The sequence below is a fragment of the Streptomyces malaysiensis subsp. samsunensis genome (genome assembly GCF_024519315.1).
Taxonomy (GTDB): domain Bacteria; phylum Actinomycetota; class Actinomycetes; order Streptomycetales; family Streptomycetaceae; genus Streptomyces; species Streptomyces malaysiensis.
Genome location: NZ_JANIIC010000005.1, coordinates 35,713 through 47,886, shown reverse-complemented (window position 1 = coordinate 47,886; position 12,174 = coordinate 35,713). Strand labels below are relative to the sequence as shown.

Annotated in this window: 12 protein-coding genes; 3 read left to right on the top strand and 9 right to left on the bottom strand. The window is 71.9% G+C overall.

Annotated features, from left to right (window positions below; all coding sequences use genetic code 11):
- Positions 1–74: 74 nt before the first annotated feature.
- The 3 genes from NQU54_RS06005 to NQU54_RS49995 form a co-directional block, all read right to left on the bottom strand.
- Positions 75–851: an ABC transporter ATP-binding protein gene (locus NQU54_RS06005; RefSeq protein WP_306278432.1), complete on the bottom strand. Its 777-nt coding sequence runs from the start codon at positions 849–851 to the stop codon at positions 75–77.
- 17 nt (positions 852–868) lie between these two features.
- On the bottom strand, positions 869–1,678 hold the full coding sequence (locus NQU54_RS06000; RefSeq protein WP_257630124.1) for an ABC transporter permease: 810 nt from the start codon (positions 1,676–1,678) through the stop codon (positions 869–871).
- Positions 1,679–1,815: 137 nt separating this feature from the next.
- Positions 1,816–1,899: a putative leader peptide gene (locus tag NQU54_RS49995; RefSeq protein ID WP_313905944.1), complete on the bottom strand. Its 84-nt coding sequence runs from the start codon at positions 1,897–1,899 to the stop codon at positions 1,816–1,818.
- A gap of 102 nt (positions 1,900–2,001) precedes the next feature.
- Here NQU54_RS49995 and NQU54_RS05995 point away from each other — a divergent pair, with 102 nt between their 5' ends.
- The gene (locus NQU54_RS05995; protein WP_257630123.1) at positions 2,002–2,421 is read left to right on the top strand and encodes a YjbQ family protein; all 420 of its coding nucleotides are present in this window, start codon (positions 2,002–2,004) and stop codon (positions 2,419–2,421) included.
- 145 nt (positions 2,422–2,566) lie between these two features.
- Here NQU54_RS05995 and dacB read toward each other — a convergent pair whose 3' ends face one another.
- Positions 2,567–3,913, bottom strand: coding sequence for a D-alanyl-D-alanine carboxypeptidase/D-alanyl-D-alanine endopeptidase (gene dacB, locus NQU54_RS05990; protein WP_257630122.1), 1,347 nt, complete (start codon positions 3,911–3,913; stop codon positions 2,567–2,569).
- Between the two features lie 312 nt (positions 3,914–4,225).
- Between dacB and NQU54_RS05985 the strand changes: the two genes are divergently transcribed.
- Positions 4,226–5,644, top strand: coding sequence for a DUF1996 domain-containing protein (locus tag NQU54_RS05985; RefSeq protein ID WP_257630121.1), 1,419 nt, complete (start codon positions 4,226–4,228; stop codon positions 5,642–5,644).
- 68 nt (positions 5,645–5,712) lie between these two features.
- On the opposite strand, the gene NQU54_RS05980 is transcribed toward NQU54_RS05985, so the two are convergent.
- A complete protein-coding gene (locus NQU54_RS05980; protein ID WP_257630120.1) occupies positions 5,713–6,654 on the bottom strand; it encodes a D-alanyl-D-alanine carboxypeptidase family protein in 942 nt (313 codons plus the stop codon).
- Between the two features lie 131 nt (positions 6,655–6,785).
- Positions 6,786–7,466, bottom strand: a complete 681-nt coding sequence (locus tag NQU54_RS05975) for an HAD family hydrolase (RefSeq protein WP_257630119.1) — start codon at positions 7,464–7,466, stop codon at positions 6,786–6,788.
- Positions 7,467–7,585: 119 nt separating this feature from the next.
- On the opposite strand from NQU54_RS05975, the gene NQU54_RS05970 reads away from it, so the two are divergent.
- Entirely contained in the window at positions 7,586–8,620 is a 1,035-nt protein-coding gene (locus tag NQU54_RS05970; protein ID WP_257630118.1) for a lactonase family protein, read from the top strand.
- A 135-nt stretch (positions 8,621–8,755) separates the two neighbouring features.
- Here NQU54_RS05970 and NQU54_RS05965 read toward each other — a convergent pair whose 3' ends face one another.
- From NQU54_RS05965 to NQU54_RS05955, 3 genes are all read right to left on the bottom strand, one after another.
- Positions 8,756–9,754 (bottom strand): sirohydrochlorin chelatase, encoded by a 999-nt coding sequence (locus NQU54_RS05965; RefSeq protein ID WP_147966008.1) that lies wholly within the window; start codon positions 9,752–9,754, stop codon positions 8,756–8,758.
- Between the two features lie 340 nt (positions 9,755–10,094).
- Positions 10,095–11,348, bottom strand: a complete 1,254-nt coding sequence (locus NQU54_RS05960; RefSeq protein ID WP_257630117.1) for a BadF/BadG/BcrA/BcrD ATPase family protein — start codon at positions 11,346–11,348, stop codon at positions 10,095–10,097.
- 4 nt (positions 11,349–11,352) lie between these two features.
- A complete protein-coding gene (locus tag NQU54_RS05955; RefSeq protein ID WP_257630116.1) occupies positions 11,353–12,162 on the bottom strand; it encodes an LURP-one-related family protein in 810 nt (269 codons plus the stop codon).
- Positions 12,163–12,174: the final 12 nt, after the last annotated feature.

The window sequence follows — 12,174 nt, the reverse complement described above, 5'->3', positions numbered from 1 at the left end:
CGTTCGGGGAGATCAGAGGGTTGCGAGATCGCGAGGTGTCGCGCGGGCGGGTACGGGATCGTGCCGGACGGCCGTCAGGCCACTTTGTGGACGGCCGGTTCGGGCGCCTTCACACCCAGCCGGTCCAGGAGCTCGGTGCGCAGCTCGGCGAGGAGCGGGTCGGCGATGTCGCGCGGCCGGTCCCGGTCCACCCGGACCTGGTGCGCGATGACGCCGCCGTCCATCACCAGTACGCGGTCGGCGAGCAGCAGCGCCTCCTCCACGTCATGCGTGACCAGTAGCACCGCACAGCCCCGCCGCTGCCACAGCTCGGCGACCAGCTGCTGGGCCGTGATCCGGGTGAGCGCGTCCAGCGCGCCGAACGGCTCGTCCAGCAGCAGCAGATCGGGCTCGCGCACCAGCGCACGGGCGAGCGAGGCGCGCTGTGCCTCACCGCCGGAGAGGGTCTTGGGCCAGGCGTCGACCCGATGGCCGAGACCGACCTCGTTCAGCGCCCGCTCGGCCACGGCCCGCCCGGGGCGGCCCGGCAGCCCGAGCAGCACATTGCGCCAGACCCGCTTCCAGGGCATCAGCCGCGGTGCCTGGAAGGCGACGGCCTTGCGGCGTGGCACCAGCACCTCGCCCTCGATCTCCCGGTCGAGCCCGGCGAGGACCCGCAGCAGCGTGGACTTGCCACAGCCGCTGCGGCCCAGCAGCGCCACGAACTCACCCGCCCCGACGTCCAGTTGGAGATCGTCGATGACCGCGCGGCCGTCGAACGAGCGGGTCAGCGAGCGGACCCGCACCGCGGCATCGCCGCCGTCCCCGCCCCTCTCCTCCGTCGCACCCTTCTCGTCCGTCGTCTTCTCCAGCTCCTTGTCCACGGAGCTCACGTGCCGGTGAAGTTCGGTCGCCACTGCAACAGCAGCCTCTCCAGGGTGCGGACGATGAAATCGGCGAGCAGGCCGAGGGCGGCGTAGACGATCAGGCAGACCACGATCACATCGGTCTGGAAGAACTCCCGTGCGCGGTTGAGCAGAAAGCCGATCCCGTCATCGGCGTTGATGGTCTCGCCGAACACCAGCGCCAGCCAGGCGGTGGCGAGGGAGTAGCGCAGCCCGGTCATCGCACCGGGGAGCGCACCCGGCAGCACCACATGGCGGATCAGCCCCCAGCGGCCGAGCCCGAGCGAGGTCCCGGCCTCGATGAGCTGGGCGTCCACACCACGGATGCCCGCGTAGACATTGAGATAGAGATGGAAGGTGACGCCCAGCGCGATGAGCGCGATCTTCGGGGCCTCGCCGATGCCCATCCAGATGATGAACAGCGGGATCATGCCGACCCAGGGGATGCTGCGCAGCATCTGCACACTCGCGTCGACGAGGTCCTCACCGAGCCGGGAGAGCCCGGAGATCAGCGCGAGCGAGACGCCGATGACCCCGCCGAGCACCAGCCCGATCAGCACCCGCTGCACCGACACCAGCATGGCGTGCGGGAGGGTGCCGTCCTCGACCAGGTCGGAGGCGGTACGGGCGATGGTTCCGGGGGAGGCCAGGGTGTCGGAGGGCAGCACACCGGTGGCGCTGGACACCTGCCAGAGCACCAGCAGCAGTAGGGGTCCGGTCGTGCGCCGCAGCCAGCGCGGTACGGTGCGGCGGCGCGCGGAGAGCGGCACGACCGGTTCGAGAACCGGGGACATGGGGGCTCCACAAAGCGGGTACGCCTCGATGCCCCTGCGTACGCCGGTACGGCCCGACCATCAGGGCCGGTACGGCGGAACGGGCCGGAACGGGGCGTTGCCGAGGCGGAGAAGAAGCGGGGGAGGAAGGGGGAAGGTCAGCGGTGGCCGGGACACGCGGCGGACGCCACCCGCAGCAGGTCGATATGACCGCGCGTGGTGAGCAGGGCTGACGTATACATGCTCACGAAGCTAGCGAGGACGTCCGGAACCGGTCAACGCCTGTCTTGCCCCTCGGACCTTTGTTGCGGGAGTTTTGCGGGGCGGCGTATCAGGATGGAGCCATGAGCACATTCCGTACCCACACCATCAGCGTCACCACCGGTTCCACCGAGACCGTCGCCGACCTCACCGCCGACTGCGAGGCGTATCTACGGGAGGTGGCGGGCGGCGGTGACGGCCTGCTCAACGTCTTCGTCCCGCATGCCACGGCCGGGATCGCGATCCTGGAGACGGGCGCGGGCAGCGACACCGATCTGCTCTCCGCGCTGCGCGATCTGCTGCCCCCGGACGACCGCTGGCGCCACCGCCACGGCAGCCCCGGCCACGGCCGTGACCACGTCCTCCCCGCCCTTGTGCCGCCGCACGCCACCCTCCCGGTCATCGGCGGCGGGCTGGCGCTGGGCACCTGGCAGTCGGTGTGCCTGGTCGACACCAACCGCGACAACCCCGAGCGCCAGGTCCGGCTGAGCTTCCTGGGCTGATCGACCGCCGTTGGGCCAGGCGGTCGATCGCAAGGCGGAGCGTCGCCCTCGTACTGGGCGTACTCGGGCGACGCGACAACGCGGCGAGCGGCCGTGCCAGGCGTCGGGAGCAGGGCGCGCCCCCTTTGACGACTGACGACTGACCCTAGGCCCAGCAGCCGTTGACGGTGGCGGCGAGGCCGTCGAGGGTGTCCTTGGTCGCGGCCGGGTCGGCGGAGGATTCGTTCTCGATGAAGGAGAAGACCTTCCACCGGCCGTCCTGAGCCTTGGTCAGGCCGCTCAGGGCGATGGCGCCGGTCAGCGTGCCGGTCTTGGCCTTGACCTGGCCGACGGCGCACTGGGAGTCCGCGGTGTCGAAACGGCCCCACTCGGGGCCCAGGGTGCTGCCCGCCTCGCCCGCCACGGGCAGACCCTCGTCGATGGAGCGCAGCAGGCCGCGGTAGCGCGGGTCGGTGACCAGGTCGAGGATGTCCGCGACGGTCTGCGCCGGGATGCGGTCCGCGCGGGACAGCCCGCTGCCGTCGTGGATCTGGAAGTTGTCCATCGAGACCCCGTAGTGCCCGCTGAGGACGTCCCGCACCACGGCCGTGCCGTCCTCGAACGTGGCGGGCCTGCCGGCGCCGAGCGCGGTCATGCGCAGCACCGTCTCGGCGATGTCGTTGTCGCTCTTCTTGAGCATCTTCTTGACCGTCTCGGACAGTGTGGGGGACAGATGGTGTCCCACCGGAACGTCCGTCGCCGGGGCCGTGCCGCGGGTGACCTCGCCGTCCACGGTGACGCCCTGGTCGGCGAGTTGTCGGGCGAAGACCTTCCCCGCGTCGATGGAGGTGTCCGCGGACAGCTTTCCGTCCACCACCAGGGAACGCACCGGTGAGACCTGGTCGTCGTAGTACGAGTCGTTCCACCCGGTGGCGAGGGTCGGCTCGGCGAAGAGGCTGTCGTCGACGCGGACCTTGACCGAGTCCAGGCCGCCGAGCTTGACCCCGGCGGCGGCCGTCTTGGCGAGCTCGGTGAGGTCGGCGGTGGTCAGCAGGCGGTCGCCGCCGCCTATGAGGGTGAGCGTGCCATCGCCGTAGACCACCTTGGTGGTGAACCGGTGCTCGGGGCCGAGCACGGTCAGCGCCGCGGTGGCGGTGGCCAGTTTGGCGTTGGACGCGGGCATCAGCGCGGTGTCGGCGTTGTGCCCCCAGACGACCTTGTCGGACGCGGAGTCCAGCACGACACCGCTGAAGGTGTCGCCCAGACTCGGGCTCTGGGCGCGGGTGTTGAGGTTGTCCGCGATCCGCTGCTCGGCGGGGTCGAGCCCGTCGGCGGCGGCCACGGACTGGGTCGTCGCGGTGGTCTTGGCGGTCTTGTCGGCGGCGAGCGCGGAGGGAGCCGACAGCAGCGCGCCGGTGACCGGGACGGCCGCGACGATGAAGGCGCGGCGCAGCGCGAGGCTCATGGGCTTGGCTTTGCGATGACGCGCGGTGGACGAGGTCGCGCTGGACATGGGGGCTCCGCGGCGCGTAGAGGGACATTGGGGGGTGTGAAGCGAAGCACTCACTTTAGCCATGGCTGAACGGCTTCGTCCCCGAGGCCGGTGGATATGTGGTGAAGCCGTTGCGGAGATACGCCACCGCACCCACTCCTCCGGTTTTTCACGAGATGTTGCGACCACCGTTGAGAACGATCGCCTCGCCGTCCGTATCCATCGGCGTCGCGCTGTGCCTTCCAACTCCGGGACGGGTGGTGGGGGCGCGGTCCGACGCGGCCGAGGGCAAGGCGTCCCCGGCGTATGGAGACTGCCGATGAGGGGCGAAGGATGAGGAACAAGAAGAGACACAAGCGATCCAGGGTCATCGGGCTGACCGTGGTCGGAGTGACCGCACTGGCCGTGGGTGGCGGGGCTCTCCTGATGACCGACAACGACGCTTCCGCCGCCCGCCAGTCGGCCGGGCAGCGGCAGACATCGGCACGAGCGGCGATGACCGTCAAGTGCCCGGATGCCGCGACCCGGCTGTCGAGTGTGCCGCAGCAGGCGCGGCCCACCGTGGACAAGGAACTGGCGACGATGGACAGCCAGGTGGCCGACGCCTACCAGCGGTTGGCCGCGCGCGGCGCCGGTGCCGACCAGGACTGGGTGCGCACCCGGGTGCTCGAGCCGCTGACCGCCCAGCGGCGTGGCGCGCTCAACCGCATCGGGAACGAGATGGACCGGGTGTCGAGCCGCCCGTCCGGCCTGGGCACGCTGGCCCCCTGCACCGTGCAGGAAGCGCCCCCCGCCGCCACCCCGGCAGGCGCCGCCCCCGCCGCGGGAACGGCCGCCCCCGCCGCTCCGGCCGCGGGCGCCCCGCCGCAGTCCGGCCCGGTGCGGGCGGACTTCGTGGACATCCGCAAGGTGAGGCCGAACGTCAAGAACCCCCGCACCCGGGCCAACGCCTCCCGCGGCACCTTCTCATCGCGCTGCGGACGCAATGAGAACAAGCACTTCAACTCGGACAACGTGATCGTCGCCCCCGGTGTGAGCAACGGCGCCCACCATATGCACGACTACGTCGGCAACCGCGACACCGGCGCCTTCTCCACCAACGACGGCCTCGCCGCCGCCGGGACCACCTGCACCAACGGCGACCGCTCCACCCACTACTGGCCGGTCCTGCGGCTCCAGGACGGGACGAAGGAGGTCGACGCCGACCAGCCCGGCGGCGGCACCGAGGGCAATATCGGACGGATCCTGCGCCCGGCCACCGCGTCGATCACCTTCCGTGGCAGCGCGGTCTCCAAGGTCGTGGAGATGCCCAGGTTCCTGCGCATCATCACCGGTGACGCCAAGTCCTTCACCAACGGCACGGCCAACGCCAACGCCTCCTGGAGCTGCACCGGGTTCGAGAACCGGCAGCTGAAGGACAAGTACCCGCTCTGCCCCAAGGGCAGCAAGGTGGTCCGTACGTTCGCGTTCCAGAGCTGCTGGGACGGTAAGAACACCGACAGCGCGAACCACCGCACCCATGTGGCCTTCGCGGACGCCAAGGGCACGTGCCCCAGCGGGTTCAAGGCCATCCCGCAGCTGATCCAGCGGATCACCTACAAGGTGGCACCCGGCTCGCTCTTCGCGGTCGACAGCTTCCCCGAGCAACTGCACAAGCCGGTGACCGACCACGGCGACTTCATCAACGTGATGTCCAACTCGCTGATGAGAAAGGCCGTGAAGTGCATCAACACCGCGCGTAGGTGCGGCTGACAGCCGCCTCGACGGCCCGGTGCCCCGGCCGGATCGGGATCCGGCCGGGGCACCGTCCGCGGAGCGGGTCAGTCCTCAGGAGTGCCCTTGGGGAGCTGACGCCAGGTGACCTCGGTGTTCGCCCGGAAGGCCCAGTCGAGCATCTTCTTCGCGTCCGGGTAGCGCTTGGGCGCGTTGAGGATCACGCCCACGACGGTGCGCCCGTCCCGCTTGGCCGCGAACACCAGGCACCTGCCGGGCGCGGTGCCCGTGCCCGTCTTGATGCCGATCGCGCCGCTGTACGAACCCAGCAGCCGGTTGGTGTTGTTCCAGTAGTACGTCCTGGTCCTGCCGTTGGCGGCCGGCGCCTTCTGGATGGTGTCGACGGACTTGACCACGGTGCCCAGAGTGGAGTTGCGCAGCGCGTGCCTGGCCAGCTTGGTCATGTCACGGGGCGTGGTGTAGTTCTGTCCGCCCTGCGAGATGCCGTCGAAGGTGTCGTAATGGCTCTTGGTCATCCCCAGCGCGGACGCCTTCTTGTTCATCTGCGCGATGAACGACTTGGTGCGCTTGGCGGTGGTGTCACCGGTGCCGAACGTATCGGCGAGCGCCATGGCCGCGTCGCAGCCGGACGGCAGCAGCAGGCCGTACAGCAGCTGCTTGACCGTGAGCTTGTCCCCCTTCTTCAGGTCCGCCTTGCTGCCGCCCACACGCGCGGTGTAGTCGATGTACGACTGCTTGACCGTGACCTTCTTGCCGAGGTCCAGCCCCCGGCTGTCGAGGACCACGACCGCCGTCATGAGCTTCGTGGTGCTCGCCATCGGCCGCTTGGTGTCCGCCGCCTTGGCCCACAGCTGCTTGTTGGCGCTGTTGTCCAGCAGATACGCGCCCTTGGCGCTGACCCCCGTCGGACCGCTCGCGGCCCCGGCGGCCTGGGCCGCGGTCGCCGGCGCGGCGACCGCCACGGCCGCCGCCGAGGCGATGACCGCCGTCCCCCAGCGGCGGATCGCCTTACCCCCACGTCTTTCCATACGCCCTCCGTCTCTCCTGCGACATGCCGGTGAATGTCCGGGCATGTGCATGCGCATCGTCTCACCGGAGGGCCGGGGACCGTGTTGCGGGGTGTCGGCCGCGGGCTGTCGCGCTCCGGGGACCGGGGGCGTCAACTACCGGCCGTGGTCCACTCATAGGCCCGCCGGGCGTCGAACTCCGGCTGTCCGCCCCGGAAGAGCAGCCCGGCGGAGGCGAACGGCTCGCCGTCCGGAGACGGACCCGCCACGTACGGAACGGCGATACAGCGCATCCCGGCCCGCCGCGCCGCCTCCACCCCGGGACCGGCGTCCTCGACCACCACACACCGGCCCGGATCGACGGACAGCAGCCGCGCGGCGGCCAGGAACACATCCGGCTCCGGCTTGCCGCGGCCCACGTCCTCCGCGGACACATACAGGGGCAGCAGCGCGTCCAGCCCGGTGGCCTTGAGCGCGGTCTCGATCGCGGAGCGGGACGAGCCGGAGGCGACGGCCAGCGGATGCCCGGCGGCCCTCAGCAGCTCCACGAAGTCGCGCATCGCGGGAAAGACCTCGGTCGTGGCGGCGAGCTCCAGATAGTGCCGGTTCTTGACGGCGAGCAGCTCCTCCACGGGCGCCTCGATGCGGTACCTGCCGCGCAGGGTCTCCAGGGTCTCGCGGGTGCCGATCCCGATGAACTGGGAGTGCTCCTCCCAGCTGAAGCCGGTGATCCCGTACTGCTGGAGGGTTCGCCTCCCCGCCTCGTAGTAGAGGGGCTCGCTGTCCACGAGCGTGCCGTCCAGGTCGAAGATCACGGCGGGCATGGTGTTCATGGGGACAGCATGCCAAGAAGCCGCCACGGCCTTCGCCGGACGGCGTGTTGGTCTAGACCGCTCTGTTACCGTCGGGCCCGAGCGGATACCGGAACCGGAGTCGGCGGAAGGGGAGTGCGGTGGGCGCGACAGGAAGCGGACGGCGGGCGTATATCGGGTCCTTCACCTCGGCGGGGGGTGCCGGGATCACCGTCGCCGATGTCGACGACGAGACCGGCGCGCTGGGGATCCGGAACTCCACGGACGTGGTCGTCAACCCGTCCTATCTGACGCTCGCCCCCGGCGGGCGCATTCTGTACGCGGTGAGCGAGACCGACGACGGCGCGGTCGCCGCCCTGGATGTCACCCAGGATCCGCCCTCGCTGCTCGGGGAGCCCGTGCGGGTGCGGGGCGCGGCGCCCACCCATCTCGCGCTCGCCGGCGGGCAGCTGCTGACCGCCAACTACGGCTCCGGCAGCGTCACCGCGCTGCCGGTGCTGGCGGACGGCCGGCTCGGGGAGCCCGCGTCCGTGTTGCGGCACGAGGGCAGCGGGCCGCATCCGGAGCGGCAGCGGGGGCCGCATGCCCACGCCGTGACACCCGATCCGTCGGGCGGCTGGCTGCTCGCCGTCGACCTGGGGATCGACGCGGTCCAGGTGCACGCGCTGCCCGGACCGCGTCCGCACCGCGAGGTCCGGCTGCGCCCGGGGAGCGGCCCGCGCCATCTGGCGTTCCATCCGCGCGGCGACCACGCGTATGTCGTCAACGAGCTCGATCCGACGATCACGGCATGCCGCTGGGACGCGGCGTCCGGCGTGCTCGAACCGCTGGGCGAGACCCGTGTGCTGCCCGACCGCACGGACGCCGAGACCTACCCCGCCGAGGTCGTGGTCTCCGGGGACGGGCGCTTCGTATGGGCCGCCAACCGCGGTCACGACAGCATCACCACGCTCGCCCTCGACGCGTCCGGCGACCGTATGGAGCTGGTGACCACCACGCCCTGCGGCGGCCACTGGCCCCGCGATCTGACGCTGGATCCATCGGGCCGCAGGCTCTACGCGTCCAATGAGCGCTCGGGAGATATCACCTGGTTCGGCATCGACCCCTCGACCGGGGTGCCGCACCGCGGCGGTTCGGTCCCGGCCCCGGCGGCGTCCTGCGTGGTCTTCGGCTGACGTCCGCCGACGGCGGGTACGAGTGGGGTCGACCGCCACGAAGGGGCCGGCGGATACGAGTGGGGGCGGTGACCTCGGCGGTCGCCGCCCCCGCTGTCTCGTCCGTCCTTCGCCGCTTCGCCGTCGTCCGTCGTGTCAGCGCATCGCCGGTGACGCCTGTTGCAGCGTGATGCCCATCGCCGCCGCGTACTTCGCCAGCACCAGCTTGCCCACGGCCGGGTACTCGCCCAGCGCCTCGGCCGCCGAACAGCCCGCCTCCTCGGCGGCCGCCGAGATCAGCTCGGCGGAGACCTCCGGGCCGATGAGGTACGGCGCGAGGGCGAGCCGGGCGGAGCCGGCCGAGCGCAGCTGCTCGGCGACGCGGACCACGGCCCCGTCCACGTCCAGCGCGGCGGCCATCACCGGCACCGCGAGGCGCGCGGAGAGCAGCATGCCGGTGATGCCACCGGCCTGGGCCGCCTCGTCGCCGCCGACCGTGGCGAGGATGATGCCGTCCGCGGCGGTCGCGACCGTGAAGAGACGGGCGCGGTCGGCACGGGCCAGGCCCGCCTCCGACAGACGTACGTGCAGGGCCTCCGCGAGCAGCGGATGCGGGCCGAGGACATCGGTGAGTTCGGCCGCCGAGCCGCTGCTCATGATGGCCTGGCGTATCCGGCGCAGCTGTGCGTTGTCCGGGCCGGCGAGCAGCGGGACCACGACGGCCGCGGGGCCGTCCGTGGGGGCCGTGGGGACGGGCGGGACCTCGTTCACGACCTCGCCCGCGGCCTCGGCCGCCGCGATCGCCTCCGCGGCCTCGTCGGCGAGGGCCTTGGCGGCCTCGGCCGCCTGCCGCAGACGTTCGGGGTTCTCCTGGGCGGCGCGCGTGAGCACGGCCTCGAGTGGCGGGTACTCCTCGCCGTCCCCGTCCAGGAAACCGATCTGGGCGTCGAGCCCTGGCATCTCGGAGCGGGCGAGGCTCGCAAGCTCCTCGGCCAGGCGCCGAGCGCCGTCGCTCGGGGCACCCGGGACGGCCAGCACCAGCGGAGGCGCGCCGAGCGGTGCGGCGGCGGGCTCCGGTCGGCGGTGCCGTCCGGGCTGGCGGGGACGCGGCATTCGTACAGGCAGGCCGGACGCGGGCCCTGTGGGGGAGCTCATGGCGCCGCATGTTAGTCGCTCTATGGGCTCGGCTGTTCGGGAGGGGGTGACTGGGGGCATCTGTCCCACTTTGTCGGCTGGTGTTGTGTGTTGATGTGCGTTCAGCGGCCATATGTGTTCGAAGAATCGACCATGTGTCCGGAATTGCCGGTCATGGTGTCCCATACGGGGTGCCTCATGGTGAGCGCCCGTACGGGACACCCGTGCCGTGCGGCCCATTTCGGGCGCCCGGTGTGTCCTGCTCGCGTCGTGGCCGCGTTGTGGCCGCGCGCCGCGCCCCGTACGGGGCGGCGTAAGGGGCGTCGCACGGTTGCGTACGGGGCGTCGTACGGGGCGACGCTCAGACGACGGTGAGCAGCGCCGGGTCCCGTGGCAGCCGCAGCCCGTCAGCGGCCAGCGCCGCCGCGACGCACAGCGCCCCGTCCAGCGGATCCCCGGCCGCCTCCGTGACCCGGACCCCGGGCAGCCGCGCCGCCAGTTCCTCATGTACGGGCGTCAGCAGCGGCGCGCCCATCCGGAACAGCCCACCGGCGAGCGCCACCTCGCTCGACTCCAGCCGGGGGCAGACCGCTTCGGCGGCCTCGGCGACATGGCGGGCGGCCGCCCGCAGGATCGCCTCCGCGACCGGATCCTCGCTCGCGCACCGGCCCACCTCGGGGGCGAAGGAGGCCAGGACGGCGGGCCGGTCGGGGCGCGGATACAGCTTCCCCGGCAGTCCGGCAGCGGGGCCGAACACGGCCTCCAGACGGGCCAGCAGAGGCTTTGAACCGCCGTCGCGCCCGTCGTACGCGCGCATGGCCGCCTCCAGGCCCGCCCGGCCGATCCACGCACCGCCGCCGCAGTCACCCAGCAGATGGCCCCAGCCGTCGGCGCGCCGCCAGCCGCCGGTGGCCCGGCGGGCGTCCGGGTGCGCGGCCGGGGCGTCCGCGCCGTGCGGACCGTGCGCACCACCCGGGCCGCCCGCGCCGGGCACACCGGACGTGCTGCCCGGGACGCTCGTGCCGGATGCGCCGCTCGTGCCGCCCGTCCCGGACGCGTCGCCCGTCCCGGACGCGCTGCCCGCGCCGGACGTGTCGCCCGCGCCGCCCGAGCCCTCCGTACCGCCCGGCCCGCCGCCCGAGCCCTCGGGCACCGCGCCCAGGGCGATCAGGCCCGTCCCGGCCGCGACGACCGTACCGGGGCGCTGGCCCAGCGCCCCGGCGTAGGCGGTCACCGCGTCGGCCGCCAGGGCGAGCCGCCGTACGCCCAGGGCGTCGGCGAGCGCGTCCGGGAGCCTGGCGCGCAGATCGTCGCCGAGGGTGGCCATGCCCGCCGCGCCGACGCAGACCGCGCCGAGGCGCCGTGCCCCGGCCTCGTGCAGCAGCTCCCGGGCGGCGGGCAGGACCCGCGCCAGCAGGCCCGCCGCGTCGATGCCCCGGTCGCCGACCGCGGCGGGTGTGGACGAGGACCACGTCAGTGGCGCGGACCAGCTCGGTGGCTGCCCCGCGGAGCCACCGAGTACGTCCGTACGTGCCACGCCCACCCGTACGCCGGAGCCGCCCGAATCGATCCCGAGCACATGCGTCGCCGCATCGCCGGGCGCCGTATCGCCCACCGGCTCAGCCGAATCCGCGCGAGTCCTGCTTGAGCGCCGTGTCCACGGTGAGGGCCGTGGCGATCACAAGGCTCAGCAGCGGGTCGGGCAGCTGGCGGTGGATCTGGAGGACGTAGCTGTCCGCCGTCGTGAACATCGTCTTCGCCAGGCCCTCCCAGGTCTTGGTGATCCGGGCGATCTCGCTGTCGGTGTGGTCGACGATGGCGAAGTTCCAGGCCCGCCAGTTCTCCGCCTTGATGGCGCCGATCTGCTGGCCGTCGACGTGGATGCCGAAGTTGATTTTGCCGAAGACGTTCTGCTGGACGATCTCACCGACCGGCTGTCCGTCCGGGCGGGCCACCAGCACCTTGGACTTCACGAACTTCGCGGGCCGGGTGAGCACCAGATGCGGCTGCCCGTTGGCGTCGCGGATCTCCAGCTTGTGCGTCATGAACTGGTCGAGGCTCGAGACGAACCGCGCGACCTTCTTCATCGTGCTCTGGCCGACCTGGACCACCGAACCGATGGTGCGGCCCTGCTGGTCGAAGACGCTGTACTCATTGGTGAGCTCGATCAGCTTGGCCTTCTGGTTCACCACCAGCACCGGTTCGGTGAACAGCGAGCCGCCACCGCCCGCCGTGGGTCCCACATGTGCCTGCTGCTGGACCTTGGCGGGGTTGGGATTGGGCGGGGCGGCCTGCTGAGGCGGGGGCTGTCCGGGCTGGCCCGCGTGGGTATGCGAGGTCCACTGGGCGCCGTCCCACCAGCGCAGCTGGTTCGGCGTGCCCTCGGGGTCGGCGTACCAGCCCGCGGGGGTGTTCGGATGCGTTGTCATGACGGGCAGCCT

What these genes read in the sequence shown, in the direction of transcription:
- NQU54_RS05980 (WP_257630120.1), bottom strand. Translation starts at nt 6,654, where the DNA reads ATGGAAAGACGTGGGGGTAAGGCGATCCGCCGCTGGGGGACGGCGGTC.
- NQU54_RS06000 (WP_257630124.1), bottom strand. Translation starts at nt 1,678, where the DNA reads ATGTCCCCGGTTCTCGAACCGGTCGTGCCGCTCTCCGCGCGCCGCCGC.
- NQU54_RS05985 (WP_257630121.1), top strand. Translation starts at nt 4,226, where the DNA reads ATGAGGAACAAGAAGAGACACAAGCGATCCAGGGTCATCGGGCTGACC.
- NQU54_RS05955 (WP_257630116.1), bottom strand. Translation starts at nt 12,162, where the DNA reads ATGACAACGCATCCGAACACCCCCGCGGGCTGGTACGCCGACCCCGAG.
- NQU54_RS05995 (WP_257630123.1), top strand. Translation starts at nt 2,002, where the DNA reads ATGAGCACATTCCGTACCCACACCATCAGCGTCACCACCGGTTCCACC.
- NQU54_RS05965 (WP_147966008.1), bottom strand. Translation starts at nt 9,754, where the DNA reads ATGAGCTCCCCCACAGGGCCCGCGTCCGGCCTGCCTGTACGAATGCCG.
- NQU54_RS05975 (WP_257630119.1), bottom strand. Translation starts at nt 7,466, where the DNA reads ATGAACACCATGCCCGCCGTGATCTTCGACCTGGACGGCACGCTCGTG.
- NQU54_RS49995 (WP_313905944.1), bottom strand. Translation starts at nt 1,899, where the DNA reads ATGTATACGTCAGCCCTGCTCACCACGCGCGGTCATATCGACCTGCTG.
- dacB (WP_257630122.1), bottom strand. Translation starts at nt 3,913, where the DNA reads ATGTCCAGCGCGACCTCGTCCACCGCGCGTCATCGCAAAGCCAAGCCC.